The organism is Streptomyces sp. NPDC042346, assembly GCF_055581845.1.
Genome location: NZ_JBVJEH010000003.1, coordinates 632,965 through 658,832, shown reverse-complemented (window position 1 = coordinate 658,832; position 25,868 = coordinate 632,965). Strand labels below are relative to the sequence as shown.

Below are 25,868 nucleotides of genomic sequence, written 5' to 3'. Positions count from 1 at the left end.
GCCCCCTAGAGGCCCTCGGTCAGTGCCGCCGTCCGCTGGGACTCGAAGTTCCGTACGTACGCGTCGAAGACCGTCGCGTCCTCGTACTTGAGCAGCGTCTCGTCGTTGTACCTGAGGGCCGTCTGCGTGTAGGTGTGGCTGCCCGTGAAGACGATCTTCTTGTTCGCGCCGCCGTAGTACGTGCCCTCGATCAGCAGGTACTTGGTGTGGGAGTCGGAGCCGCCGCGCTTGTCGTTGTCGAGCTGGTGGAGGGTGATGCGGCCCTTGCCGGTCACCGGCCTGGTGAGCCAGTTGGCCACCTCCGACATGGGCTTGCCGGTCGCGTCGCTCCAGTTGTCCAGGGAGCGGTAGACGATCTCGATCTGGCAGCCCGCGTTGGCGAGTTCCCAGAGCTTCTTGGCGACGTCGGTGCGGGTGATGTGGCCCTGCGCGATGCGGATCTTCGTACGGCCGTCGGTCGTGCCGAAGCCCGGGGAGTTGCCGCCGCAGGAGTCCGCGGTGCCGACCGGGGCCACCGTGGAGAGGATGTTGACGACGGGGTCGATGGTCGCCCGCGGGAAGAAGTAGACCTTGGCCTTGCCCGCCTGGGTGTCGTGCGCGTAGTCGGCGACCTGCGGCGTCTGTCCGACGGCGGCGGCGGCCTGGTCGGCGAAGTACTGGGTGTACGCGTCGAACAGGGCCGTGTTGCCGACGACCGTCAGCGCGTCGTTCCACCAGTCGTCGGTGTCCTGCGCGGTGAGGTTCCCGGAGGCCTGCACGACCACGTCGTCGGCGTAGGTGTCGCCCTTGCCCTTGGCGCGGGAGAACAGGAAGAACTTGTTGTGGTTGACGTTGTCGTACGTGCCCTTCGGGTCCTGCTCCGTGGTGCCCGGGTCCAGGGCCAGGCAGGCCTCCTCCTGCTTGCAGCCGCGGACCCAGGAGTCGGGGCTGCCCGCCGGGTCCGCCAGCCGGGTCTTCAGGGTGTCGAGCCCCGTCGACCTGCTGTCGTCGTCGACGACGACCTGGACGGTGACGCCCCTCTTGTGGGCGTCGCCCAGCTTGTTGGCCAGGTACACCGACTGGAAGAGGTAGAGGGAGATCCGGATGGACGACCCCGCCTCCGCGCCGTCGACGAGGTCCGCCAGGTGGAAGAGGATCCGTCCCCGGGCGGCGGCTTCGGTGCTGTTCGGGTCGTTGAACAGGGCGCCGGTCGTCACGGTCAGGACCGGCTCCGCCGACGCCGACGTCGACGGCGCGACGGTCAGGGCGGCGCCGACGGCGAGCGCGGTCACGGCCGTTCTGAACTTGCTCTTGATCGATATCACCGGGGCATTGTCGCCCCGGGCCTGGTCACCCGATGCGCCGGACCGGCTTCGGGAGCCACAGGAGCATCAGGACCGACGCCACCACGAGGACGCAGGCCGAGACGCGGAAGGCCATGGCGTAGCCGGGGACCAGGTAGTCCTGGGAGACGGTGAGGGCCAGGAGCGGGGCGTCGCCTTCCAGGGGGACGTAGCCGCTCGCGGGCGTGGCGGCCGCCGCCGCGGCGACCGTCGAGAGGACGGAGAGCCCGAGGGCGCCGCCCATCGTGCGGGAGGTGTTGACGAGCCCGGAGACGAGACCCGCGTCGCCCGGTTCCGCGTGCGAGGTGGCGAGCGTGGCCAGCGGGGTGGTGGCCAGGCCGAGGCCCACCATCATCACGACGCCGGGGCCCAGGATCGTCCCGAGGAAGGTGCCGTCGGCGGTCAGCGTCGACTGCCAGGCGAAGCCCGCCGCCCCAATGAGGGCGCCGGCCACGGCGACGTTCCGGGCGCCGAGGGCCGGCATAAGGCGCGGGGCGAGCTTGGAGCCCAGGATGACGCTGAGGGAGCTGGGGACGAGGGCGAGGCCGGCCTGGAGCGGGGTGTAGCCGAGGACGTTCTGCGCGTACACCGTCATGAAGAACCACATGCCGAAGGAGCTCGAACCGCACAGCAGGATCGACGCGTTGGCCGCCGACACGGCCCGGTTGCGGAAGATCTTCAGCGGCATCAGGGGGGCCGCCGTGCGCGCCTCGACGGCGACGAAGACGGCGAGGAGGGCGAGGCCGCCGAGGAGCGTCAGGAGGGTCGACGGGGCGCCCCATCCGGCCTCCTCGGTCTGGACGATGCCGTACGCGAGGGTGGCGAGCCCGCCGGTGACGAGGACGGCGCCCGGCAGGTCGAGGCGGCGGCCGGTGCCGGTGGGGCCCTCGCGGAGCCAGAGGAGCGCGGCGGCGAGGACGAGGATGCCGATGGGGACGTTGATGAGGAGGACCCAGCGCCAGGACAGCAGGTCGACGAGGACGCCGCCGACGAAGCCGCCCGCCGCGCCGCCGGCCGCGCCGACCGCCGTCCAGGTGCCGATGGCCCGGGTGCGGGCGGGTCCGGCCGCGACGGCGCCGGTGACGAGGGTCAGGGTGGCGGGCGAGAGGAGGGCGGCGCCGAGGCCCTGCACGGCGCGGGCGCCGATCAGGTACTGGCCCTCGGGTGCGAGGCCGCCGACGACGGACGCGGCGGTGAAGAGCCCGAGCCCGAGCAGGAACATCGCCTTCCGCCCGTAGAGGTCGGCGGCGCGTCCGCCGAGGAGCATGAAGCCGGCGAAGGCGATCGAGTACGCGCTGAGCACCCATTGCAGCCCGAAGGCGGAGAGTCCGAGGTCGGTCCGCATCGACGGCAGTGCGACGTTCACGACGGAGACGTCGAGGACGACGAGGAACTGGCCGGCACAGGCGGTCAGGACGACCAGCCACGGGCGGGGGGTGCGTATCGAGGGGGCGAGGGAAGCGCTCGTGGCGGAGTCGGTCTGCGGCATGAATGTCATGGTCGCAGACCGACTCCGCCCCGTACATGGGGATTCGGTCCTACGCCTCCCGCGGCCCGGCGCCCCCGAAGCCCTACGCCCTGCGGTCCGTGCCGCCGAGGCCTTGCGCCCCCTCGCCCCGTGCCCCGAACCCTGCGCCCCCTCGCCCCGTGCCCCCGAAGCCCTACGCCTTCCGCAGCAGGGTCACGACCGCCGCCCCGCCCAGGCCGATGTTGTGCGCGAGCCCGACCCGCGCCCCGACGACCTGCCGCGGGCCCGCCTCGCCGCGGAGCTGCCACACCAGCTCGGCCGCCTGCGCGAGGCCGGTCGCGCCCAGGGGGTGGCCCTTGGAGATGAGCCCGCCGGAGGGGTTCACGACCCAGCGCCCGCCGTACGTGGTGGCGCCGGACTCGACGAGCTTGCCGGAGGCGCCCTCCTCGCACATGCCGAGCGCCTCGTACGTGAGGAGTTCGTTGATCGAGAAGCAGTCGTGGAGCTCGATGACGTCGACGTCCTCGATGCCGAGCCCGGAGCGCTCGTACACCTGGCGGGCGGCGGCCCGGGACATGGGGCGGCCGACGGCGTCGATGCAGGACCCTGAGGCGAACGACTCCTCGGTGTCGGTGGTCATCGCCTGGGCGGTGATCTCCACCGCCCGCCCGCGCAGCCCGTGTTCCTCGACGAACCGCTCGGAGACGACGACGGCCGCCGCCGCGCCGTCGGAGGTGGGCGAGCACTGGAGCTTGGTGAGCGGCCGGTGGACGGTCCTGGCGGCGAGGATCTCGTCGACGGTGTAGACGTCCTGGAACTGCGCGTTCGGGTTGTTCGCGGAGTGCTGGTGGTTCTTGGCGCCGACGGCCGCGAGCTGCACCTCGGTCGTCCCGTACCGCTCCATGTGTTCCCGGGCCGCGTTGCCGAAGATCTGCGCGGTGGGCGGGGACATCTCGAAGCCGTGGCCGGCGGCCATGATGCCGTAGTGCCGGGCGACGGGCGAGGTCTTGAAGTCCTCGGCGCCCGCCGAGCCTCCCCCGCCCAGCGAGCCGCGTGCCATCTTCTCGAAGCCGAGGGCGAGGACGCAGTCGGCGACGCCGCCCTCGACGAACTGGCGGGCGGTCATGAGGGCGGTGGAGCCGGTCGCGCAGTTGTTGTTGAGGTTGTAGACGGGGATGCCGGAGAGGCCCAGTTCGTACACGGCCCGCTGTCCGGCGGTGGAGGCCTGGAAGCAGTAGCCGACGGCGGCCTGTTCCACGCTCGCGTACGGGATTCCGGCGTCGGCGAGGGCGGCCGTGCCCGCCTCCTTGGCCATGTCCCAGTACTGCCAGTCCCGGCTCTCCGGCTTCTCGAACTTCGTCATCCCGACGCCGACGACGTATGCCTTGCCCATGAGCTGTTCCCCCTCAGTCCCTCGGTAGGCCGAGCAGGCGCTCGGCGACGACATTGAGCTGTACTTGGGTGGTGCCGCCCGCGATGGTGAGGCAGCGGGACATGAGCATTCCGTGCAGCGCCCGTTCACCGGGGCCCTCGCGCAACGCGCCCTCGGGGCCGAGCAGTTCGAGGGTGAGTTCGGCGAGCTTCTGCTGGTGGAGGGTCTGGACGAGCTTGCGGACGCTGGCGCCCGCGCCCGGTTCGAGCCCGGAGACCTGGAGCAGGGTGGTGCGCAGGCCGATGCAGGCGAGGGCGTGCGCCTCGGCGACGAGCGCCCCGATCCGCGCGCGGACGGAGCTGTCGGCCTGCTCGGCCCGCTCGATGAGGGCTTCGAGGCCGGTGTCGAAGGCGACCTGGTCGGCCATGTGGACGCGTTCGTTGCCGAGGGTGTTGCGGGCGACCCGCCAGCCGTCGTTGACCTCGCCGACGACGGCGTCGGCGGGGAGGATCGCGTCGTCGAACCACACCTCGTTGAAGAGGGAGTCCCCGGTGATCTCCTTGAGCGGCCGGATGTCGATGCCGGGGGTGTTCCGCATGTCGACGAGGAAGTAGGTCAGCCCCTGGTGCTTGGGGGCGGCGGGGTCGGTGCGGGCGAGCAGGATGCCGTGGTGGGCCCATTGCGCGGCGCTCGTCCACACCTTCTGTCCGGTGATCCGCCAGCCGCCGTCCTCGGTGCGCTCGGCGCGGGTGCGGAGGGAGGCGAGGTCGGAGCCGGCGCCGGGTTCGGAGAAGAGCTGGCACCAGAGCCGTTCGCCGCGCAGGGTCGGCCCGAGGTGCGTCTCCTGCTGCTCCGGGGTGCCGTGGGCGAGGAGGGAGGGCACGACCCAGGCGCCGATCCCGAGCCCGGGGAGGGTGATCCCGGCATCATCCAACTCCCTCTGCACGGAGAGCTGTTGGAGCGGGTCCGCGCCGAGTCCGTACGGCTCCGGGAGGTGCGGGGCCGCGTAGCCGGTGGGGGCGAGGGCGCGCCGGGCGGCGGCCGGGTCGAGCCCGGCGGCGGGGGCGACGGCCTCGCGGGCGGCGGCGCGGTACGCGTCGGCCTCGGGCGGCAGGTCGAGGCGGAGGCCGCGCCGGACACCGTCGGCGGCCTGCCGCAGGGCGGCGAGGCGGTGGTGGTCGCCGCTGCCGAGGAGCTGGCGGGCGACGACGGCGCGGCGGAGCAGCAGGTGGGCGTCGTGCTCCCAGGTGAAGCCGATGCCGCCGAGGATCTGGATGCAGTCCTTGGCGCAGGTGTAGGCCGCGTCGAGGGCGGTGGCGGCGGCGAGCGCGGCGGTGAGGGAGCGGGCCTCGTCGTGGCCGGCGCGGGCGGCGTCCCAGGTGAGGGCGCGGGCCTGTTCGAGCCGGACGAGCATGTCGGCGCAGAGGTGCTTCACGCCCTGGAACTGCCCGATGGGCCGCCCGAACTGTTCGCGGGTGCGGGCGTGTTCGGCGGCGGTCTCGACGGCGCGGGCGGCGGTTCCGCAGGCGTCGGCGGCGAGGAGGACGGCGGCGAGGTCCCGTACGAGACCGGCGTCGAGGGTGAGTTCGCGGACGGCGGGGACGTGGGCGGCGCGCGCGGTGACCTCGCCGGTGGGCCGGGTCGGGTCGGCGCTCTCGTGGGCCCGTACGGCGAGCCCTTCGGTGTCGACGGCGAGCCAGACGGAGCCGTCGGCGGTGGCGGCCCGGAGGAGGACGAGGTCGGCCTGCGCCCCGCCGAGGACCGGGGGCGCGGCGCCGTCGAGGAGCCAGCCGCTCGCGGTGCGGACGGCGGTGAGGCTCCCCGTGCCGCCGAGGGCGACGGCGGCGATGCGCTCGCCGCGTGCGATCGAGGCGGCCAGCTCCCCCTGTCCGGCGCGGTGGAGGACCTCGGCGGCGAGTACGGAGGGGAGGTACGGCCCCGGCAGCAGCGCCCGGGCCGCCTCCTCGACGACGACGGCGAGGTCCACGAGGTCGCCGCCCCCGCCGTCGTACTCCTCGGGGAGGTGGAGCCCGAGGAGGCCCTGCTCGGCGGCGGCGTCCCAGTACGCGGGCCGTCCGGCGGCGGCGTCGGGGACGTCCAGGTGCTTGCGGACCTCTTCGGGCGGTACGGCGCGGGCGAGCCAGCCCCGGACGGATCGGCCGAGCTCCCGCTGTTCGTGCGTGATGGCGATGCCCATGCGCCGCAGACTAGAACACGTTCCATTCTGACGGAAGGTCAGAAAGTATTTCGGCTCGGGGAATCCGGGCCGAACCTCCTGCCCTGGACCCGGGAGGGGTTACTTCTCCCAGGCCGCCGCGCCGCGCAGGGGGTGGTGGTCGGACATCCCCGGCGGGCAGGGCAGCGCGTCTCCCTGCACGGTCTTGAACCACTCGTAGCTCAGGAAGACGTAGTCGATCTTGCTGGTCACGGTGGTGTGCTCCGAGCAGGTCGGGCTGGCGGTCGCCTCACCGCTGCGGCAGCGGTCCGCCGTCTGCGGGCAGTCGACCCCCGCGAACTGCTCCTTGTCGTTCTCGTCGACCTCCTGGAACCGGCCGGTCGAACCCGCCCCGTGGTTGTAGAGGGAGTTCATGTCGCGGTGGTCGGGAACCTGGTTGAAGTCCCCCGCGAGGACCGCCGGCTCGCCGCCCTCCCTGGCGGCCTCGACGAGATTCGCCACCGCCGGGACCTGAAGGGCCGTGGTCGCGTCGTGGAAGTCGATGTGGGTGTTGCAGGCGCGGGCCGACCGGCCGTCCAACTGCGCCTGGGCGCAGAGGAGGATGCGGTCCTCCGTCGGGACCGTGGGCTCCTCGGGGAGGAACGTGACGGTCCGCGTCCCGGCCACGATCGACCCCTGCCCCTTCGAGAAGATCGCCAGCCCGAAGCGCCGGTCGGCCGGGTCCCACTGACCGCAGCCGGAGGCGGACGGCAGTGCCGCGCCCCACACCGTGTCGTAGCTGACCTGCCCGACGCGCGACTGCGGCGACAGGGCGTCACGGATCAGCTTCCACTGCCCGTAGCAGAGCTCCTGGAGCATGACGAGGTCGGAGTCCCAGGTGTCGATCTCCTTCACCAGGTTGTTCACCCACGCGGACCTGCCCCCGTCCGTCGGGTCCGCGAGGGGACAGTTCGCCCCGCACACGTTGTACGAGAGGAAGCGCACCGGCTTCGCGGTCTGCGGGGTGACCTCGTCGGCCTGGGCGGGCCCCGTCCCGGCGGTGAGGAGCAGTCCTATCGAGAAGAGCGCGGCGAGCAGCGCTCTGAACGACGCGCGCATGGGCACGTCCTTTCATGATCGGCAACGGACGGCGCATCGTCGCACGGCCGCCCGCGCCAGGGGGCGTTGTCAGTGGGGCCTGTCACGATCCCCAGAGAACGCGAACAGAACGCGCACAGAGGAGCGAACGCACCATGGGCACCTGGGACATCGGACCTTTCGACAACGACACCGCCGCCGACTTCTCGTACCGCGTGGACGAGGCCCCGCCGGAGAAGCGGGCGGAGGTGCTGCGCGCGGCCTTCCACGAGGTGACCGCGACCGGTGACGGCTACCTGGATTCGTACGAGGCGGTGCAGGCGATCGCGTCGGCGGCACTGGTCGCGGCGCAGTGCCCGGGCGGCGACCCCGTCACGACGGCGTACGGCCCGAAGCAGCCCCTGCCCGAACTCCCGGCGGATCTGCGCCCGCTGGCCGTAGCGGCGCTCGACCGGGTCCTCACCCCGGAGTCGGAGCTCCTGGAGCTGTGGGAGGAGTCGGACGGCGAGGAGTGGAAGGCGGGCGTACGGCAGCTGCGGGCGGTCCTGGCGGGGGCCTGACCAGGCACTCAGTCCCGGCCGAAGACCCGCCGCAGTGCGTCTCGACCAGGACTCACCATCCCCCGCCGCCGCTCATGTCAGCGGAACCGCCCCTTGACGGCGGCGCTCACGAAGGCGGTGAAGGCGGCGGGGGTGGCGAGGAAGGCGGGCCCTTCGGGGTTCTTGGAGTCCCGGACGGCGACGTGAGCGGTGAGGTCGGCGACCTCGATGCATTCGCCGCCGTTGTCGCCGCTGTACGAGGACTTCTGCCAGGCGGCGGTGCCGAGCGGGGCGCACTCGATGCACTGACCGCCGTTGTCACCGCTGTACGAGGACTTACGCCAGCGCGCGCCCGCCAGGTTCCGGTTGGTCTCCATAGTGCTCCTTCATGACGCGGGTGATCAGCGCGGTCGAGTCCTCCACTGAAAGAGCGGCCGCTCGGAGGTGATCGTAACGGAGCAACCCCTCCCTGAACGCGGCCGAATCCACGGTCAAATGCCCCTGGACGAAGTCCTCGGTATAGACGAGGTCGGGGTCGTCGTCGAAGCGGAGGAGAGTGAAGGAACCCAGCGATCCCGTGTGCGCTCCGACCTCGAACGGGAGGATCTGGATCTTCACCCACTCGCGCTCCTGCATCTCCAACAGGTGAGCCAGTTGCTCCCGCATCACCTCCCGCCCACCGATCTCCTGGCGCAATGCCGCCTCGCTCATGACGACCCAGAACAGCGGCGGGTGTTCGCGGTCCAGGATCCGCTGGCGCTCGATCCGGGCGGCGACCAGAACGTCGAGGTCGTTCTCGAATCTGGCCCCCATAAGAGCCTGGGCGTAGTTCTTCGTCTGAAGCAGGCCGTCGACCAGCTGCACCTGGAAGGAGCAGATGTACGTCGCCTTCGCCTCCATGTCCGCGTACGGCCTGAACCACGACGGCAGTTGGCTCTTCAGCACCAGCCCCACCAGGCGTGTGAAGAACCCGCCCGTCATCAGCGCCGCGTCGAGCCGCTCCGAGAACTCCCTGGTCGGGACCTTTCTCGCCGTCTCGATCTGACCGACGAGCGAGCCGGTGCAGAAGAGGATGTCGCCGAGCTGCGACTGACTGAGCCCGGCCCCCTCTCTCAGGCGGCGGAGTTCGAATCCGTAGTAGTCCAGCGGCGAGGCGCTGGGATCCAAGGCACGGATGTTGACCACGGCGAGGTCACCCCCAAGCTCACGCGGTGAGGCGTTGCGTTCAGTCCGTAGCCGAGCGTAACGAAACGAGCCCACTCTGGTGGCATGAATCAGGCAACAGACCCCTATCCTGCGGTACTTGCGACGAGCTACCGCATGGGGTTCACCGTCGGTGACCACTCCGCCGGTCACATGCGCCGCATCCTCCGCGTCTTCCTCACGCGGTGGGAGCTCGACCACCTCGCCGACTCCGGCACGCTCGCGCTCACCGAGCTCATCGCCAACGTCGTCCGGCACGTGCCCGGCCGGCGGTGCTCCGTCCTGATGCTGCGGGAGCCGTACGGGCTGCGGGTGGAGGTCGCGGATGCCGTCCCCGAGACGGTGATCGCGAAGCTGGCCGGTCCGCTGGAGGAGAGCGGGCGGGGGCTCGCGCTCGTGGAGGCCGTGACGGACCGGTGGGGGGCCGACGAGAGGGCCGACGGGAAGACGGTGTGGTTCGAGTGCGACGCGTAGGGCACGATGGGCGGCCGTAGCCGCGTACTCGCCAGTAGGAGACCACCATGTCCGTGCCCGCGCCCGAGATCCTTGCCGCCTTCGAGGCCGCGAAGGGCTTCATGCCCGTCGGGGAGGGCCTCGCGCTGTACGAGGCGGCCACGGAGGCCGCCAAGCTCGGGCTGCCGCTGCTTGAGGTCGGGACCTACTGCGGGCGGTCCACGATCCTGCTCGCCGACGTGGCCCGGCAGGCGGGGACGGTCGCGGTGACCGTGGACCACCACCGGGGCAGCGAGGAGCAGCAGCCGGGCTGGGAGTACCACGACCCGACCGTCGTCGACCCGGAGGTGGGGCTGATGGACACCCTCCCCACCTTCCGCCGGACCCTGCACAAGGCGGGGCTTGAGGAGCACGTCGTCGCGGTCGTCGGCCGGTCGCCGCTGGTCGCGAAGGCGTGGGGCGGGCAGCTCGGCCTCGTGTTCGTCGACGGCGGGCACACCGACGAGCACGCCACGAACGACTACGAGGGCTGGGCCCCCAAGGTCGCCCCCGGGGGCCTGCTCGTCATCCACGACGTCTTCCCGAACCCGGAGGACGGCGGCCAGGCTCCGTACCGGATCTACCTCCGTGCTCTGGAGTCGGGCGACTTCGACGAGGTCTCGGTCACCGACTCGCTGCGGGTCCTGCGCCGCCGGGGCTGAACGGACTCAGAACCTCGACGTCACGTACAGGCAGTTGGTGTAGCTGTAGCCCGGTTCGATCTTCACCTTGCTCGTCTTGGTGTCCCCGGCGGAGGAGGTGCTCCCGCCCCGCTTCTGGAGGAAGTGGTAGTCGCCGGCGGGCAGCAGCAGGGTCGCCTTCGGGTACTTCGAGGACGGACCGGTGCAGGCCTTGACCTTCTTGCCCTGGGAGAGGATCGGGCCCGGGTACTCGGTGCAGGTCGCGCAGGTCTTGAGCGTGACCCTGCCGCTCGTCGGACCGGTGTAGAGCACGTCGACGGCGCCCGGCCCGTCGTTGCTGATGACCAGGATCATCCGGCTGCCGCCGGGGTCCTTCGCCGGCGGCAGGTTCTTGCCGGCCGCGGGCTCCTCCTCGGCGATCTCGGCCGCGATGGCGATGGAGCGGGCGTGCGCGGCCTGGGGGCTGTCCGGGTACTCCTTGGCGTACTCGGTCATGGTCTTGATCGCGTTCGCGTAGTCCTTGTCCTTGAACTGGTCGGTCCCGCAGGCGAAGTCGCCCCGCTGGACGGCTTCCTTGGCCTCGCGCGTGGCCCCTTCGAGGGAGGGGTCCGACAAGGCCTGGAGGGATCTCTTGAGCGTGCGCAGCTCGTTGGTGGTGTCGCAGGGCGCGGAGCCGCCGTCGAGCGCGGTCGTACGCGTCTTGATGGCCGCCCGGACCGCCGGCTCGACGCGGGTGGTGTGGGACGACTTCGGGAAGGTCTTGTAGAGCTCGTTGAGGTTGTCCTCGGCGGCCGGGGTGGCGGTGTACACGCCGAGCGCGGCCGTCCCGCACTCGTAGAGGGAGTGGGCGAGCGGCTCGTCGGTCTTGTCGGGCCGCGCGCCCAGGAGGTCCTTGTCGACGGTCCCGCCGAGCCCCCGCAGGTGCTTGAGCGGGGCGATCGCCTCGCAGTACGACTTGTCCTCGTACGGGCCGGAGACCGTCTCGTAGTACGCGTCGAGGCGCGCGGGGACCAGCTTCCCGGCCCGCGAGCCCGCGTGCTTCGTGCCGAGGTCCTGGTACACGGCGAGCGCCTTGCCGAGGATCGGCTCGGCCTTGTCGAAGGCGAGGCCGTCGGCCGACTTCACCTGCGCGTCCGCCGCGGAGAGCCGGTCGAGCAGCGCCTGCTCCTTCGCCTCGTCGCGGGCCGCGCCGTAGGCGAGCGAGCCGCCCGCAGGGACGGCGAGGAGCACGACGGCGAGCGGGAGCGCGAGGCGCCGGAAGGAGGCGCCGATGCTGAGGGTCGCGCGCAGGCCGCGCCGGGCCCCGTCGGCGGCGGCGGCGAGCAGGAAGACGCCGTAGCCGACGAGGAGGCCCGCGGGCACGCCGTCGACGTCGGCGGGGAGCGCCATCACGAGCAGCGCCGCGGTGGCGACCCAGCACACGGCGGCGCCGATCCAGTTGCGCAGGAAGACGTAGCCGAGGCCCAGGCAGGAGAGGTTGAGCAGGCCTATCAGGGCGGCCTGGGCCGGGTTCGCCTCGCCGCGCGGCCCGGGGCCCGAGCCGGGCGGCGGACCGTATCCCGGCGGTGCGGCGGGCGGCGGGGGCAAGGTGCCCGCTCCCGCCCAGCCGGGCGCGGTCGCGGGTCCGGTGCCGGGGGCGGGCGCGGGGGCGGAGCCGTATCCGTGCCCCTGTCCTGCTCCGGTCCCGGGCGGCGGACCGAAGCCGGGGGCCGGGGCGCCGGAAGCGCCCGGGGCCGATGCGCCCGATGCGCTCGAAGTGCCTGGAGCGCCTGGAGCCGGTGCGCCGGGCGCCGGGGCCTCCCAGGGCGCCGGAGCGCCGAAGCCCCCGCCCGTATCCCCACCGCCGGCGCCGGTGCCCGCTCCGCTGCCGGTGCCGTTACCGGCGCCGTTCTGGCCGCCGGGCGTGCCCTGCGGCGGTCTGTTTAACGATCCGTCCCCCGGAATCCGGTCGGACGGCTCGGGACGTGCGTCGTTCGGTTCTTCCCCCACCACGGTTCCCCTCGTGGGTCCATGCGCGGTGACACCCCACCGTCGCCTCTTTCCACCTACCCTTCACCGTCCACGCACACGCGTCCACGGTTTCCCGAACCCGGTGACCAAGCTGCGACCTACCCGCTACCGGCATTCGCCCCGCGAAGGGCCTAAAGTCGCGGAGTGCCGTACGACCACCGGAAGACCGCCCCCCGTACCCTCGCCCTCGCGCTGGCCCTCACCGGCTGCTGCGCCGCGCTCGCCGGCTGCGGTGCCTCCGAGGCCTCCGAGGCGTCGCCGACGGCCGGGAAGGGCGGGACGCAGACCCCGCCGCCCGCCCTCGCCTCCACGACCGGCCCCCCGAGCTCCGCCGGGCAGTCGAGCCGCACCCCGCTCCCGGCCTCCTCCGGGACGCCGGGGGCCCGCTCCCTCGCCGGCCGGACCGTCGTCGTCGACCCCGGCCACAACCCCGGGAACTTCCGGCACTCCCGGGAGATCAACGCGAAGGTGAACATCGGCACGGGCCGCAAGGAGTGCGACACGACCGGCACCTCCACGAACGGCACGGCCACGGAGGCCGCCTACACGGAGGCCGCCTTCACCCTGGACGTCTCCCACCGGCTGCGGGACCTCCTCACCGCGCGCGGCGCGAAGGTGGTCCTCACCCACGACGCCGACCGCCCCTGGGGCCCCTGCATCGACGAGCGGGCCGAGACCGGCAACAAGGCCGGTGCCGACGCCGTCGTCTCCGTCCACGCGGACGGCTCGGCCGTCGGACACCGCGGCTTCCATGTGATCCTCCCGGCCCGGGTGAGCTCCGGCGCGGCGGACACGGCCCCGATCGTGGGCCCCTCCCGTGAACTCGGGGAGAACATCGCGGACCGCTTCGCGCGCGCGACGGGCACGGCCCCCTCCAACTACCTGGGGTCCGGTACGGGGTTGGACGTCCGCGACGATCTCGGCGGGCTGAATCTCTCAACCGTCCCCAAGGTCTTCGTCGAATGCGGCAATATGCGTGATCCCAAGGACGCCGCACTGCTGACGTCGGCGGCCTGGCGGCAGAAGGCCGCCCAGGGCATCGCGGACGGCATCGCCACCTACCTCAACGGGTAGAACCGGCGAGCGATAGATTCGCTCCGTAATATGGGGCCGCCCCCGTGCCACGACCTTGAGCGCCACCCCGACGCGACGACGACGCGACGACGACCCGACGAAGGATTCTTACGTGAATATCCGCTCCCTCACCCGAGGCGATGGCGTGCTGATCGGAGCAGCGGTGGTGCTGTTCATCGCCTCGTTCCTGGGCGTCGCCGGCTGCGACGGCCCCGACGCGATCTGCGACCAGTACGAGACCCCCAACTCGTGGGAGGTGTCCTACCTCGGCTGGGGCACGTTCTTCCTCGGCATCGTCGGCGCCGCACTGATCGTCGTCTCCCGCGGGCTGCCGCAGCAGCGCAAGGTGGCCGGTCTGGAGCTTCCCCAGGTCGGTGCCGGCTTCACCATCGCGGCCGCCTGGTCCCTGCTCATGTGGATCTTCGAGGCGAACAACGCCGGTGCCGGTCTGATCCTCGGTCTGATCGCCGCGCTCGTGCTCGCCGGTGCCGCCGTCGCCGGTCCGCTGGTGCCCGCCCTGAAGGCCCCGCTCGTGGGCGCGCCGCGTCCGCAGACCCCGCAGCCGTACGGCATGCAGCCCGGCCAGCCGGGTCAGCCGGGCGTCCCCGGCGGCTACGGCTACCCGGGTGCGCAGCAGCAGTTCGGCACCCCGCAGGACCCGTCGCAGGGTGCGGGCCAGCCGTTCGGCGCGCAGGCGGCCCCGCAGCAGCACGCCCCGCAGCCGCACGCCCCGCAGCAGCCGGAGCCGCAGGCCGCGCAGGCCCCGGCCCCGCAGCCGCAGGCCTCGGCGCAGCCGGGTGCGGACTTCACGCCGTTCTGGTTCGCGGTGCCGGTCGCCCGCCAGCTGTACGCGGAGGACGGCTCGCAGGCGCCGATCGCCGAACTGGCCCCCGGTACCTGGTACCTGGCGGTCGAGCAGCGCGGTCCGGCCCTGGTGGCCCAGACCCAGGACGGCCGCCGCGGTGTCCTCCAGGACACGACGGGCATCCAGCGCGGCTGACACCGCGCGCGTACCACGTAGCACGTAGCACTCGACGGCCCCTCGTCCGGAATCCCTTCCGGGCGGGGGGCCGTTGGCGTACAGTCCGGGAAACTGACCTGACGGACCGTCAGAAAGGTGGCTCGTCGTGCGCCTCGGACTCGCCCTCGGCTACTGGGGCCGCGGCCCCTCCCCCGGCCACCTCGACCTCGCCCGCGAGGCCGAGCGGCTCGGGTACGACTCCGTGTGGACGGCGGAGGCCTGGGGCTCAGACGCGTTCACCGCGCTGACCTGGATCGCCGCGCACACCTCCCGCATCAGGCTCGGGACGGCCGTCGCGCAGATGGCCGCGCGCACCCCGACCGCGACCGCGATGCACGCGCTCACGCTCGACCACCTCTCCGGCGGGCGCGTGATGCTCGGACTCGGCCTGTCCGGACCGCAGGTCGTCGAGGGCTGGTACGGCCGCCCCTTCCCCCGCTCCCCGCTGACCGCGACCCGCGAGTACGTGGACGTGATCCGCCAGGTGCTGCGCCGGGAGGGGCCCGTCGCGCTCGACGGCCGCTTCCACGCGCACCCGTACGCGGGCGAGGACGGCACCGGGCTCGGCAAGGCGCTCAAGCCGATCACCCACCCCCTCCGCGCCGACCTCCCGATCCTCCTCGGCGCCGAGGGCCCCAAGAACATCGCCCAGACCCTCGCGATCGCCGACGGCTGGCTGCCCCTCTACTGGTCCCCGGACCGCTGGGCCGAGGTGTACGCGCTCCCCGAGAAGCTCCCCGAGGGCTTCACCGTCGCCCCGATGGTCCGCGCGCAGCTCTGCGAGGACGTGGCCGCCGGGCTGCTGCCCGTCAAGGCGATGCTCGGCTTCTACATCGGCGGCATGGGGCACGCCGCCCGGAACTTCCACGCCGACCTCATGGGGCGGATGGGGTACGCGAAGGAGGCCGGCCGCATCCAGGAGCTGTTCGCGGCGGGGCGGCGCGAGGAGGCGGTGCTCGCCGTGCCGGACGCCTTCGCCGACGAGATCTCGCTCGTCGGCCCCCGGAAGCGGATCGCCGCGCGTCTCGACACATGGCGGCGGGGCCCGGTGACGGACCTGCTGGCCACCTCACCGGACCCCGCCACACTCCGCGTGCTCGCGGAGCTCAACTCCTAGTACTACCCGCCGAGTTGCGAGGCGCTCGGCACCTTCTCGACCACCACGGCACCGGCGCTCTTGCCGGCGTCCTTGACGCTGTTGATGACGGACTCGAAGGCGCCGATGTCCGCGGCGCCCACCTCGCCCTTGCGGAGCTTCGTGCCGAGCTCCTTGAGCGACTCGATCCCCGCGGAGAGCGGCGCGACCGCCTTCGAGAGCAGCGGGTCGCCCTTGGCGTTCTCGACCGCCGCCTTGAGCCGGTTGTACGTGAACGCGCCCGCGAGCCCGGCCTTCACGAGGGCGAAGGTCCGCCCGTCCGCGCCCTTCGCGAACTTGCCCGCGCGATACGGCTTCACGATCCACTGGTACGTGGCACCCGCGGCGAGACCCGCGTTGGCCACGAACCGGGTCTTGGCCAGCTTCTGCTTCTCGAAGGTGCTCGTACTCGTCGGGGTCGCGGCACCGCTCGCGCTCTGCTCGTCGTCGCCGTTGCAGGCAGCGGTGGTCATGAGCAGGACGCAGGACAGCAACAGCGCCACGACACCGCGCGAAGGACTTCTGGGCACGACGGAACCTCCCTGGGGCTTGTGGCGCCAGCCTCACCCCGCCCCCGCACGCCCGCCACCGGGACGGCTCCGTACGGGTCCGTACCCCGCGTACGGACGTCCCGGGGCGTCCGTACCCCACGTACGGACGTCCCTGGGCGGCCCCGGGCGTCCCTAGGCGTCCCCGGACGTCCCCGGGCGTCCCCGGACGTCCCCGGGCGTCCCTGAGATGCCGCCATCCCTGGTCCTGCCGCCGACGGGCGTCCGATAGTGATGCCGCCTGTTCGGCTTCACAGACTGGGGAATCTCATGAACAAGTCTCTGGCCACGCTCGCGGCTGCCGGAGTCGCCGCCGCGTCGCTGCTCGCCTTCGCCCCCACGGCCTCGGCCGCCGGGTGCGTGACCTCCGGGATCACGACGGGCTTCGACGGCCCGGGCACGGTGGCGTACAAGGCCGCCGGCCCCTGCAACGACGTGAACCTGACCTACGCCTACTCGGCCAGCTGGACCGGCCCCATCCCCTACGCCGGCTACTACAAGAACGCCTCCGGTACGTGGGTCCAGGCCTCGGCCGGCTGGATCAAGGTGAAGAACGGCGCGTACGCGGTCGACCAGATCGTCCTGATCTCCGACCTCATCCCCGGCACACCGTTCAGCGTCGGCACCTTCCTCCAGGGCGGCGAATGGACCGTGGTCACCCACTGATCACGACGGGGGCCCGCCGGGCGAGGCAGGCCCCCGCTCCCCCCGTCGCCGAACCCGAGGAAGCAGCATCAGCCATGTCCCGCCCCGCCCGTCCCACACGTCGCACCCACCGCCGCGGCGCCGCCGCGCTGTGTGCCGTCCTGCTCCCCCTCGTCGGCGCATGCGCGAGCGGCCCGGACACGGCCGCCCCTCACCAGCGGTCCGCCGATGCGCCCGCCACATCCACGACGTCCGCCACCGTCTCGTACGGCATGCCGGCGGACGTCACCGCCATGGTGCTGCCGACGACGGGAGAGGCCGGCCGGCAGGCGCAGGGCCTGGACGCCTTCGGCGCGCTGGCAGCCGCCTGGGCCGTCGACGGCTGTGCGCGCCGACAAGGCGAAACCGTGCCGGACTCCCCTCCCCCGATGTTCACCCGGTACTCCGACCTGCCCGACCTGGACTTCCTGCGGGAGTACGGCTTCGGCGGGAACACCCGGGTTCCCGGTGCGCCACACGTGGCACCGGCCCAGGCGGACGCGGCTGCCACGCCGAGCCCAGCCCTTCGGCGGTGTCTGACCGAGGGAGGTTCCGTGATCCAGGAACTCCGGCAGATCTACGGCCCGTTGCGGTCAGGGTGGTTCACGGAGATGGACTCGGTCAACCGGGCGCCCGAGGCGCAGCGGGCCTGGCGCGGCTTCGGGGAGTGCCTCGCCGGGCAGGGGGTGGACGCCAAGGACGAAGCGGCCTTCTTCGCCCTCGCCGACCGGACCATGCAGGCCGCCGACACCGCCGGCAGTCGCCGGCTCGGGGGCTTCTACGCGACCTGCATGAAGCCCGTGGAGGCCGCGCGGGAGCCGCTGCGCGAGCGGGCGGCCAGGAGGTTCCTGGCCGCCAACTCCGCCGACATCGCCCGCTTGCGCACCGAACTCCCGAAGAAGGTCGGCGAGTTGGAGAAGCGCTACCGGATCCGGATCTCGTTCCCGAAGATCTGAGCCGCCCCGGCCCGCGGCCCGGACGGCTCCGTGCGCGTCAGGCCCCGCAGCAGTCCGGTTCGAGGCCCTTCGGGAGGCGTTCGCCGCCGAAGACGGCGACGGTGGCCTCCTCGCCGCCGAGGGCCGCCACCGCGAGCAGCAGGGACCCGGCGGTCCAACTGGTCTGCTCCTCGGGCCACATGGCCTTGTCGCTCTCCGTGTCGCCCTCGAAGACGTACCCCGTCCAGTACATGCCGTTCGCGGCCCGCAGGTGCTGGATGTCCTGGAGGATCGTGAGGGCCCGGTCGGACTCCCCCATCGCCCAGAGGGCGAGGGCGAGTTCGCAGCTCTCGCCGCCGGTGACCCACGGGTTGGGGATCACGCACCGCACGCCGAGGCCGGGCACGACGAACGCGTCCCAGTCGGCGTTGATGCGGGCCAGGGCTTCTGGCCCGGTGACCGCGCCGCCGAGGACCGGGTAGTACCAGTCCATCGAGTAGCGGGACTTGTCGAGGAAGCGCTCGGGGTGCCGGCGGATCGCATGGCCGAGCGCACCCGCCGCCAGCTCCCAGTCGGGCTGCGGCTCCTCGCGGGCCTCGGCGATGGCGAGGGCGCAGCGCAGCGCCTGGTGGACGGAGGACGAGCCGGTGAGGAGCGCGTCGTTCACCGGCGTGCCGTCGGCCTCGCGCTTCCAGCCGATCTGGCCGCCGGGCCGCTGGAGCCCGAGGACGAACTCGACGGCCGCGAAGACGACGGGCCACATCCGGTCGAGGAAGGCGTCGTCGCCGGTGGCGAGGTAGTGGTGCCAGACGCCGACCGCGATGTACGCGACGAAGTTGGACTCCCGGCTCCGGTCGCTGACGTCGTCCGGGTCGCCGTCGTGGTAGGCCGCGTACCAGGAGCCGTCCGCGTTCTGGTGGCGGGCGAGCCACGCGTAGGCGCGGTCCGCGGCGGCGTGCTCGCCGGCCGCGTCGAGGGCCATGGCCGCCTCGGTGTGGTCCCACGGGTCGAGGTGGTGGCCCCGGAACCACGGTATGGCCCCGTCCTCGCGCTGGACGGCGAGTATCCCGGTGACCGTCTCGGCGGCCTGCTCGGCGGTGAGCACCCCGGGCAGGACGAGGTGCTCCGCGATCCGCTCGGGACTCGTCACTTGGCCGCGTCCGAGGAGTCCGCCTTCGGCAGGTGGGGCTTGGTCGCGTACGCCACGAAGCTCTTGCCGACGACCGGGTTGAGCAGCTGCTCGGTGACCCGGGTCAGGGCGGGCTTCTTCATGATGTCCCAGACCAGGAGCTTGTGGTAGGCGCGGACCGGCAGGGCCTTGTCGTTGTCGACGCCGAAGGCGCACTTCAGCCACCAGTACGGCGCGTGCAGGGCGTGCGCGTGGTGGGTGCCGTACGGCTTGAGGCCGGCCTGCCGGATCTTGCCGAGGAGCTCGTCGGCCTTGTAGATGCGGATGTGGCCGCCCTCGACCTCGTGGTACGCGTCGGAGAGCGCCCAGCAGATCTTCTCGGGGCCGTAGCGGGGGACGGTGATCGCGATCCGGCCGCCCGGCTTGAGGACGCGGACCATCTCGGCGAGCACGCCCTTGTCGTCCGGGATGTGCTCCATGACCTCGGAGATGATCACGACGTCGAAGGAGTCGTCGGGGAAGGGGAGGTTGAGGGCGTCGCCCTCCATCGCGGTGGCGGTCGCCCCGGCGGGGGCCTCCCCGGCCTCCTTCATCGCCGCGAACCACTTGGCGACCTCGCGGATCTCGTCGCCGTTCTGGTCGAGCGCCACGACCTGGGCGCCGCGCCGGTAGCACTCGAAGGCGTGCCGGCCCGCACCACAGCCCAGGTCGAGCACGCGGTCGCCGGGGGCGAGCGGGAAGCGGGTGAAGTCGACGGTCAGCACGAGGGCCTGCCTTCGCGGTCGGGACGGGGGTGGTGCGGGTGCATGTGGTGCGGATGCGTGAGGTGCGGGTGCACGTGGTGCGGATGCACCCGGTGCGGATGTCGCGTGGGCGGGGCGGTCACCGGCGGACGCCCTGCCGGGCGCCCTGTCCGGCCACGGCCTCGCGGTAGAGGTCGGCCGTCCCCTGCGCCGCGCGGGCCCAGGTGAAGCGCTCCAGGACCCGGGCCCGACCCGCCGCACCGAGGCGGGCGCGGAGCTCCGCGTCGCCGAGGACCCGCCCGAGCGCTGCCGCCAGCGCCCCCGCGTCGCCCGGCGGCACCGCGAGGCAGGTCTCGCCGTCGGCTCCCGCGACCTCGGGGATCGCTCCGCCGGTGGTGGCGACGAGCGGCGTCCCGGTGGCCATGGCCTCGGCGGCGGGCAGCGAGAAGCCCTCGTACAGCGAGGGCACGCAGGAGACCTGGGCGGAGCGCACGAGGTCGACGAGCTCGGCGTCGCTGATGCCCTTGACGAACTCGACGGCGCCCCCGAGCCCGTACCGCTCGATGGCCTGGGCGACGGGCCCGTCCTCGGCGCGCTTGCCGACGACGACGAGGTGGGCGTCCGGGTTCTCGGTGCGGAGCTTGGCGAGCGCCTCGATCAGGTGGATCAGGCCCTTGAGGGGCACGTCGGCGCTGGAGGTGGTGACGATCCGGCCGGGGACCTCGGCGACGGCCTGGTCCGGGGACCAGAGCGTGGTGTCGGCGCCGATGTGGACGACCCGGATGCGGTCCTCGCGTACGCCGAGGTGCTCGACGATCTCCTGGCGGGAGGTGCCGGAGACGGTGAGGACGGACGGCATCCGGCGCGCGACCCGCTTCTGCATGCGGGTGAAGGCGTACCAGCGGCGGACGGAGGCGCGGCGCTTCCAGTCGGCGGCGGCGTCGAGTTCGAGCTGCCGGTCGACGGTGATGGGGTGGTGGATCGTGGTGACGAGCGGCGCGCCCAGGGCCCGGGGGCCGCCGAGGAGGCCGTAGCCGAGGGTCTGGTTGTCGTGGACGACGTCGAAGTCGCCGCGGCGGGCGGCGAGCATGCGCCGGGCCCGCAGGGAGAAGGTGAGCGGCTCGGGGAAGCCGCCGGTCCACATGGTGGCGACTTCGAGGCCGTCGATCCAGTCCCGGTACTCGTCGCGCTTCGGCGTCCGGAAGGGGTCCGGCGAGCGGTAGAGGTCGAGGCTGGCGATCTCGGTGAGCGGCACGCCGTCGTCGAGCGTCGGGTACGGCTGGGAGCCGATGACCTCGACGTGGTGGCCGAGGCGGGCCAGCTCACGGGAGAGATGGCGGACGTAGACGCCCTGGCCGCCGCAGAACGGGTTCCCCTTGTACGTGAGGAGAGCGATCCGCAAGGGACCGGCACCGTCCGCGGTGACGCCCTGTCGGGGGCTTGCCGGGCTTGCCTCTATGGCTTCCGCGGTCATGCGCGACCCCCTTCGAGCGTGTTTCGCCGGAGCGTAACCGCTCGCGCTAATCTAGAACAAGTTACAGACTTGATCGTTCTCGATCTTCTTGCATGATCTTCTTGAGCGTTCAAGGAGGACAGAATCTACCGGCAGGTAGCTCCGCGGTGAGAGCCGGAACAGGTGATTCGCGCCACGACGGCCGGACCGCGATACTGTCGCTCCCCACCTCCGCTCCCACCGCACGGAACGGGACCTCATGACCGCAGACAACAGAGCGGACCTCAGCCCCTCGGCACCGGCCCTCACGGAGCGCCAGGAGGCGCGGCGCCGTCGCATCCTGGACGCCAGCGCCCAGCTCGCGGCGCGGGGCGGCTTCGACGCCGTACAGATGCGTGAGGTCGCCGAGGCGGCCGGGGTGGCCCTCGGCACGCTGTACCGCTACTTCCCGTCCAAGATCCACCTGCTGGTCGCGACGATGCAGGACCAGCTCCAGCACATGCACACCACGCTGCGGAAGCGGCCGCCCGCGGGCACGGACCCGGCGGAGCGGGTCGCAGAGACCCTCATGCGGGCCTTCCGGGCACTCCAGCGGGAACCGCAGCTCGCCGACGCGATGGTGCGGGCGCTGACCTTCGCGGACCGGGGGGTGAGCCCCGAGGTCGACACGGTCTCGCGGCTGACGACCGCGATCATCCTGGACGCGATGGGGGCGGAGCACCCGAGCCCGGAGCAGCTGTCGGCGGTGCGGGTGATCGAGCACACCTGGCACTCGGCGCTGATCACCTGGCTGTCCGGGCGCGCCTCGATCGCGCAGGTGAAGATCGACATCGAGACGGTCTGCCGACTGATCGACCTGACGGCGCCGACACCGGGCCAGGCTGCGCGCTGAGGCGTCAGGCTGCGCGCTGAGACGTCAGGCTGCGCGCTGGGGCATCCGGCTGCGCGCTGGGGCGTCCGGCTCACGCCGGATCGTGAGGCGCGCCGAGGTCCCGCCCTCACCGCCGCCCGCGCCGCTGCTCACACCGCCGCTCACGCCGCCGCCCGCACCGCCCGCGCCCCCGGCGTTCCCGCACGGGGGCACGAGCGGCACAAGGTCAGGACTTGGCCTTGGCGTTCTCCTCGGCGATGGCCGCCGCGCACTCCGGGCCGCTGTCGACGGCGACGAACATGACCAGCTTCAGCGGGCCCTGGGAGTGGTTGCTGGCCTGGAGCTGCCAGCTGCTCTTCTTCAGGGACTTGATGACCGAGCCGCCCTGACCGGAGCTGCGCTCCTCCGTCCAGCCGCCCTTGGTCAGGGTCGCCACGGTGTCCGTGTAGGACTTCGCCGGGTCGGCGGCCTTCTCGGCGTCGGCCGTCCAGCTGACCATGCAGTCCTTGACCTCGGCCGGCACCTGCTCGCCCGAGGCGTCCTGCGTGAAGCCGGCCCCCGTCGCCGCGTCGGTCAGCTCCTTGGTGACCGCGGCCCCGTCGAGCCGCTCGCCGCCCGAACCGCCCGAACCGCCCGAGCCGCCCGTCGCCGCCGAGCCGGCCGAGGACGAACCCGCGGACGACGAACCGCCCTTGTCCGCACCGCCCTCGCTGCCACAACCCGCGACCAGCAGCACCACACCGGCGGCCGCGGCCACCCACTTCGCCTTGCGCACAACACTCCCAAAGACGTGCGCACGAAGGCCCCTTGCCCCCGTGACCAAGGGCCTAGTTTTGCACAAGGGAACGACAACGGGCCGTGATGCGCCAGCCGTTCCCGTCGAGCGTCCGGTCCTGCCGCTTCCCGGCCGGCCGGCCCTCCAGCCGCTGCGCCTCCGTGGCCCTCTCCGACGCCGTGCCGAGGGAGTGTCGCACGGTGGCCGGGCCCCCCGTCGCCCGAGGAATAGGGGGACGGGGGACGGGCCCCCGTCCCCCTATTCCTCGGGCGGGAACACCGGCTCCCCTCCGTCCGCGAGGGCGATCAGGATGGCCTCCACCGGGCAGCCCTCGGCCGCCGCGAGCAGCGTCTCCCCCGCGTCCACCTCCGGTTCCACCGGATGGGACTGGCGGGCCGTGTCGAGACGGAAGGCGGCCGGGGCATGGTTGACGCACATGCCGGAGCCGATGCAGACGCTCCGGTCGACCTCGACGTGCCAGCGGTCGCCCATCACTCCGCCGCCGGGGACTCGTAGCCGCCGGGCAGGTGGATCATCTTGTGCTCCAGGTACTCGCCGAAGCCCTCGGGGCCGAACTCCCGTCCCAGACCGGAGTTCTTGTAGCCGCCGAAGGGGCCGAGCATGTCCAGGCTGAAGGTGTTGACGTTGAACGTGCCCGTCCGCACGCCCCGGGCGAAGTCGATGCCGTGCTCCACGTCGCCGGTCCAGACGCTGCCGCTGAGGCCGAAGTCGGAGTCGTTCGCGATCCGGAGGGCCTCGGCCTCGTCCCCGTACGGCAGGAGGCAGATGACGGGGCCGAAGATCTCCTCGCGGGCGATCCGCATGGAGTTGTCGACGCCGCCGAAGAGCGTCGGCTCGACGTACCAGCCGCGGTCGAGGGAGGCCGGGCGGCCGCCGCCCGCGAGGACCTTGGCGCCCTCGGCCTGGCCGATGCCGATGTAGTCGAGGGAGCGCTGCTGCTGGCGCCGGGCGACCAGCGGGCCGACCTGGGTGGCCGGGTCGAGCGGGTCACCGACGACGAGCGCGCCGGCCGCCGCGGCGAAGGCCTCGGCGATCTCCTCGTAGCGGGAGCGCGGGGCGAGGATACGGGTCTGGGCCACACAGGCCTGACCGTTGTTCATCCAGGCGGCGGGGACGATCCCGGCGACGGCGGTGTCCAGGTCCGCGTCGGGCAGGATCACGGCGGCCGACTTCCCGCCGAGCTCCAGGGTGACGCGGGTGAGGTTGCGCGAGGCGACCTCCATGACCCGCTTGCCGGCCGCGACCGAGCCGGTGAAGGAGACCTTGTCGACGCCGGGGTGGCCGACGAGGTACTCGCTGACCTCGCGGTCGGCGGGCAGGATGCTGAGCACGCCCTCGGGCAGCCCGGCCTCGGTGGCGATCTCGGCGAGGATGTACGAGTCGAGGGGCGACTCCGGCGAGGGCTTGAGGACCACCGTGCAGCCGGCGAGCAGCGCGGGCCCCAGCTTGGCGGCGGCGGTGAACTGCGGCACGTTCCACGGGATGACGGCCGCGACCACGCCCACCGGCTCGCGCCGGACGAGCAGCGGGCCGAGGACACCGCCGCGCCGCTCCTCGTACGCGAAGTCCCTGGCGACGGTGATCGCCGCGTCCCAGACCATCATCGCGCCGAGCGCCTGGGCGAGGACGGACCAGGAGTACGGGGAGCCGTTCTGCGAGCTGATGGAGCGGGCGATCTCCTCGTAACGGACGGCGATCGCGTCCTTGATGCGGGTCACGACCGCGATCCGCTCCTCGACCGCCATCCGCGGCCAGGGCCCCTCGTCGAAGGCCCGGCGAGCGGCGGCGACGGCCCGGTCGACATCGGCCGCGGAGGCGTGCGGGACGCGCCCGATGACCTCCTCGGTGTGCGGCGAGATCACCTCGATGACCGCATCGCCGAGCGGATCGGTCAACTCCCCGCCGATGAACAGCTTTCCGTGCTCCACAAGCTCGGTCATGACCGCGGCCTCCCGAGGAGATGAAATTCTCTGACGATGCCTCAGAACTGATACCAGTTCTAGTTATGATGGGCAACGGAACGAGCAGCGGTACGGACAGAAGTACGGACAGCAGCACCCGGCAAGGTCGAGCAAGCTCCGCGAGGTCTTGGAGAGATGAGGGCACATGACCCAGGTGACCGAGCACGGCGGAGGCGTCTGGTCCTTGCGGGTGCCCATCCCGGACAATCCGCTCGGCCACACCCTCGTGCACGTCGTCGATACCGACCGCGGTCCCGTCCTCGTCGACACCGGCTGGGACGACCCGGACTCCTGGGCCGAACTCACCGGCGGACTCGACGCGTTGGGGCTCTCCGTCCAGGAGATCCACGGGGTCGTCATCACCCACCACCACCCCGACCACCACGGTCTCTCCGGCCGCGTCCGCGAGGAGTCCGGGGCCTGGATCGCGATGCACGCCGCCGACACCGCCGTCGTCCGCCGCACCCGCGAGGCCGAACCCGGCACCTGGCTCGACTACATGGTCCAGAAGCTGACCGCCGTCGGCGCCCCCGAGGAGCACGTCGCCCCGCTGCGGGCCGCCCGGGCCGCCGGCCACCTGCGGACCCTTCCCGGTCTGCGCTCCGCCGTCCCCGACCGCGAGATCGTCCCCGGCGAGCTCCTCGACCTCGCCGGCCGGCGGCTGCGCGCGATCTGGACGCCCGGCCACACCCCGGGCCACGTCTGCCTCCACCTGGAGGAGGAGCACCCCGCCGGGCTGCCGGGCCACGGCCGGCTCTTCTCCGGCGACCACCTGCTGCCCGGGATCTCCCCGCACATCGGGCTGTACGAGCACCCGGGCGACGCCCACGAGACCGACCCCCTCGGCGACTACCTCGACTCGCTCGAACGCATCGGCCGCCTCGGCGTCGCCGAGGTCCTCCCCGCCCACCAGTACGCGTTCGCCGACGCCGCCGGCCGGGTCGACGAGCTCCTCGCCCACCACGAGGAACGGCTCACCGGGCTCCTCGCCCTCCTCGCCACCCCGCTCACCCCCTGGCAGCTCGCCGAGCGGATGGAGTGGAACCGGCCCTGGGCGGAGATCCCCCACGGCTCCCGGAACATCGCCGTCAGCGAGGCCGAGGCCCACGTCCGCCGCCTGGTGAAACTGGGCCGCGCGGAGGCGACGGGGGACACGGACCCCGTCACGTACGTCGCGGTGTGAGGCGCCTCGCACCCCCGGGGCGGCGGGCGTACGGG

General features: G+C 72.5%; 25 protein-coding genes. 10 read left to right on the top strand and 15 right to left on the bottom strand.

Annotated elements, in window-relative coordinates:
• Nucleotides 1-5 precede the first annotated feature (5 nt).
• The 5 genes from ACZ6K0_RS16680 to ACZ6K0_RS16660 all read right to left on the bottom strand — a co-directional run bounded on the left by ACZ6K0_RS16680 (nt 6) and on the right by ACZ6K0_RS16660 (nt 7,436).
• Nucleotides 6-1,304 (bottom strand): phospholipase D-like domain-containing protein, encoded by a 1,299-nt coding sequence (locus ACZ6K0_RS16680; RefSeq protein WP_469228550.1) that lies wholly within the window; start codon nt 1,302-1,304, stop codon nt 6-8.
• Nucleotides 1,305-1,329: 25 nt separating this feature from the next.
• On the bottom strand, nt 1,330-2,820 hold the full coding sequence (locus ACZ6K0_RS16675) for an MFS transporter (protein ID WP_469228552.1): 1,491 nt from the start codon (nt 2,818-2,820) through the stop codon (nt 1,330-1,332).
• A 163-nt stretch (nt 2,821-2,983) separates the two neighbouring features.
• A complete protein-coding gene (locus ACZ6K0_RS16670) occupies nt 2,984-4,183 on the bottom strand; it encodes a lipid-transfer protein (RefSeq protein ID WP_376404795.1) in 1,200 nt (399 codons plus the stop codon).
• 13 nt (nt 4,184-4,196) lie between these two features.
• Entirely contained in the window at nt 4,197-6,359 is a 2,163-nt protein-coding gene (locus ACZ6K0_RS16665) for an acyl-CoA dehydrogenase (protein ID WP_469228554.1), read from the bottom strand.
• 99 nt (nt 6,360-6,458) lie between these two features.
• On the bottom strand, nt 6,459-7,436 hold the full coding sequence (locus ACZ6K0_RS16660) for an endonuclease/exonuclease/phosphatase family protein (protein ID WP_469228555.1): 978 nt from the start codon (nt 7,434-7,436) through the stop codon (nt 6,459-6,461).
• Between the two features lie 134 nt (nt 7,437-7,570).
• Between ACZ6K0_RS16660 and ACZ6K0_RS16655 the strand changes: the two genes are divergently transcribed.
• Nucleotides 7,571-7,975 (top strand): DUF4259 domain-containing protein, encoded by a 405-nt coding sequence (locus ACZ6K0_RS16655; protein ID WP_376404801.1) that lies wholly within the window; start codon nt 7,571-7,573, stop codon nt 7,973-7,975.
• A gap of 77 nt (nt 7,976-8,052) precedes the next feature.
• Here the strand turns inward: ACZ6K0_RS16655 and ACZ6K0_RS16650 are convergent, their stop codons facing one another.
• The gene (locus tag ACZ6K0_RS16650) at nt 8,053-8,331 is read right to left on the bottom strand and encodes a DUF397 domain-containing protein (RefSeq protein ID WP_469228557.1); all 279 of its coding nucleotides are present in this window, start codon (nt 8,329-8,331) and stop codon (nt 8,053-8,055) included.
• Entirely contained in the window at nt 8,291-9,139 is an 849-nt protein-coding gene (locus tag ACZ6K0_RS16645; RefSeq protein ID WP_376404805.1) for a helix-turn-helix domain-containing protein, read from the bottom strand. The genes ACZ6K0_RS16650 and ACZ6K0_RS16645 overlap by 41 nt, the downstream gene beginning before the upstream one ends.
• A 135-nt stretch (nt 9,140-9,274) precedes the next feature.
• On the opposite strand from ACZ6K0_RS16645, the gene ACZ6K0_RS16640 reads away from it, so the two are divergent.
• Together ACZ6K0_RS16640 and ACZ6K0_RS16635 are read left to right on the top strand one after the other, a co-directional pair.
• Entirely contained in the window at nt 9,275-9,631 is a 357-nt protein-coding gene (locus tag ACZ6K0_RS16640) for an ATP-binding protein (protein WP_469576263.1), read from the top strand.
• A 47-nt stretch (nt 9,632-9,678) separates the two neighbouring features.
• Entirely contained in the window at nt 9,679-10,311 is a 633-nt protein-coding gene (locus tag ACZ6K0_RS16635; protein ID WP_469228560.1) for a class I SAM-dependent methyltransferase, read from the top strand.
• Nucleotides 10,312-10,317: 6 nt separating this feature from the next.
• Here ACZ6K0_RS16635 and ACZ6K0_RS16630 read toward each other — a convergent pair whose 3' ends face one another.
• On the bottom strand, nt 10,318-11,877 hold the full coding sequence (locus ACZ6K0_RS16630) for a hypothetical protein (protein WP_469228561.1): 1,560 nt from the start codon (nt 11,875-11,877) through the stop codon (nt 10,318-10,320).
• A 567-nt stretch (nt 11,878-12,444) separates the two neighbouring features.
• Here ACZ6K0_RS16630 and ACZ6K0_RS16625 point away from each other — a divergent pair.
• The 3 genes from ACZ6K0_RS16625 (at nt 12,445) to ACZ6K0_RS16615 (ending at nt 15,512) form a co-directional block, all read left to right on the top strand.
• Nucleotides 12,445-13,374, top strand: a complete 930-nt coding sequence (locus ACZ6K0_RS16625; protein ID WP_469228563.1) for an N-acetylmuramoyl-L-alanine amidase — start codon at nt 12,445-12,447, stop codon at nt 13,372-13,374.
• A gap of 112 nt (nt 13,375-13,486) precedes the next feature.
• Nucleotides 13,487-14,374: a hypothetical protein gene (locus ACZ6K0_RS16620; RefSeq protein ID WP_469228565.1), complete on the top strand. Its 888-nt coding sequence runs from the start codon at nt 13,487-13,489 to the stop codon at nt 14,372-14,374.
• 127 nt (nt 14,375-14,501) lie between these two features.
• The gene (locus ACZ6K0_RS16615; RefSeq protein WP_376404818.1) at nt 14,502-15,512 is read left to right on the top strand and encodes an LLM class F420-dependent oxidoreductase; all 1,011 of its coding nucleotides are present in this window, start codon (nt 14,502-14,504) and stop codon (nt 15,510-15,512) included.
• Between the two features lie 2 nt (nt 15,513-15,514).
• On the opposite strand, the gene ACZ6K0_RS16610 is transcribed toward ACZ6K0_RS16615, so the two are convergent.
• Nucleotides 15,515-16,060 carry a hypothetical protein gene (locus ACZ6K0_RS16610; protein ID WP_376404820.1) on the bottom strand — a complete coding sequence of 182 codons (546 nt, stop codon included), beginning with the start codon at nt 16,058-16,060 and terminating at the stop codon, nt 15,515-15,517.
• Between the two features lie 288 nt (nt 16,061-16,348).
• Here ACZ6K0_RS16610 and ACZ6K0_RS16605 point away from each other — a divergent pair, with 288 nt between their 5' ends.
• Both ACZ6K0_RS16605 and ACZ6K0_RS16600 read left to right on the top strand, forming a co-directional pair.
• Nucleotides 16,349-16,744, top strand: coding sequence for a hypothetical protein (locus tag ACZ6K0_RS16605; protein ID WP_376404822.1), 396 nt, complete (start codon nt 16,349-16,351; stop codon nt 16,742-16,744).
• A 74-nt stretch (nt 16,745-16,818) separates the two neighbouring features.
• Complete coding sequence (locus tag ACZ6K0_RS16600) at nt 16,819-17,718, top strand: hypothetical protein (protein WP_469228567.1); 900 nt, start codon at nt 16,819-16,821, stop codon at nt 17,716-17,718.
• A gap of 37 nt (nt 17,719-17,755) precedes the next feature.
• Here the strand turns inward: ACZ6K0_RS16600 and ACZ6K0_RS16595 are convergent, their stop codons facing one another.
• The 3 genes from ACZ6K0_RS16595 to ACZ6K0_RS16585 form a co-directional block, all read right to left on the bottom strand.
• Complete coding sequence (locus tag ACZ6K0_RS16595) at nt 17,756-18,847, bottom strand: prenyltransferase (protein ID WP_469228569.1); 1,092 nt, start codon at nt 18,845-18,847, stop codon at nt 17,756-17,758.
• Nucleotides 18,844-19,590 carry a class I SAM-dependent methyltransferase gene (locus ACZ6K0_RS16590; RefSeq protein ID WP_376404829.1) on the bottom strand — a complete coding sequence of 249 codons (747 nt, stop codon included), beginning with the start codon at nt 19,588-19,590 and terminating at the stop codon, nt 18,844-18,846. The genes ACZ6K0_RS16595 and ACZ6K0_RS16590 overlap by 4 nt, the downstream gene beginning before the upstream one ends.
• A 118-nt stretch (nt 19,591-19,708) precedes the next feature.
• The gene (locus tag ACZ6K0_RS16585) at nt 19,709-21,043 is read right to left on the bottom strand and encodes a glycosyltransferase family 4 protein (RefSeq protein WP_469228570.1); all 1,335 of its coding nucleotides are present in this window, start codon (nt 21,041-21,043) and stop codon (nt 19,709-19,711) included.
• 238 nt (nt 21,044-21,281) lie between these two features.
• On the opposite strand from ACZ6K0_RS16585, the gene ACZ6K0_RS16580 reads away from it, so the two are divergent.
• The gene (locus ACZ6K0_RS16580) at nt 21,282-21,914 is read left to right on the top strand and encodes a TetR family transcriptional regulator (protein WP_376404833.1); all 633 of its coding nucleotides are present in this window, start codon (nt 21,282-21,284) and stop codon (nt 21,912-21,914) included.
• Nucleotides 21,915-22,119: 205 nt separating this feature from the next.
• Here ACZ6K0_RS16580 and ACZ6K0_RS16575 read toward each other — a convergent pair whose 3' ends face one another.
• From ACZ6K0_RS16575 to ACZ6K0_RS16565, 3 genes are all read right to left on the bottom strand, one after another.
• A complete protein-coding gene (locus ACZ6K0_RS16575; RefSeq protein WP_469228572.1) occupies nt 22,120-22,668 on the bottom strand; it encodes a hypothetical protein in 549 nt (182 codons plus the stop codon).
• A gap of 258 nt (nt 22,669-22,926) precedes the next feature.
• The gene (locus ACZ6K0_RS16570) at nt 22,927-23,160 is read right to left on the bottom strand and encodes a ferredoxin (protein ID WP_376404837.1); all 234 of its coding nucleotides are present in this window, start codon (nt 23,158-23,160) and stop codon (nt 22,927-22,929) included.
• The gene (locus tag ACZ6K0_RS16565; protein ID WP_469228574.1) at nt 23,160-24,629 is read right to left on the bottom strand and encodes an aldehyde dehydrogenase; all 1,470 of its coding nucleotides are present in this window, start codon (nt 24,627-24,629) and stop codon (nt 23,160-23,162) included. The genes ACZ6K0_RS16570 and ACZ6K0_RS16565 overlap by 1 nt, the downstream gene beginning before the upstream one ends.
• A 166-nt stretch (nt 24,630-24,795) precedes the next feature.
• On the opposite strand from ACZ6K0_RS16565, the gene ACZ6K0_RS16560 reads away from it, so the two are divergent.
• Nucleotides 24,796-25,833: an MBL fold metallo-hydrolase gene (locus ACZ6K0_RS16560; protein ID WP_376404847.1), complete on the top strand. Its 1,038-nt coding sequence runs from the start codon at nt 24,796-24,798 to the stop codon at nt 25,831-25,833.
• The last annotated feature ends 35 nt before the right edge of the window (nt 25,834-25,868 follow it).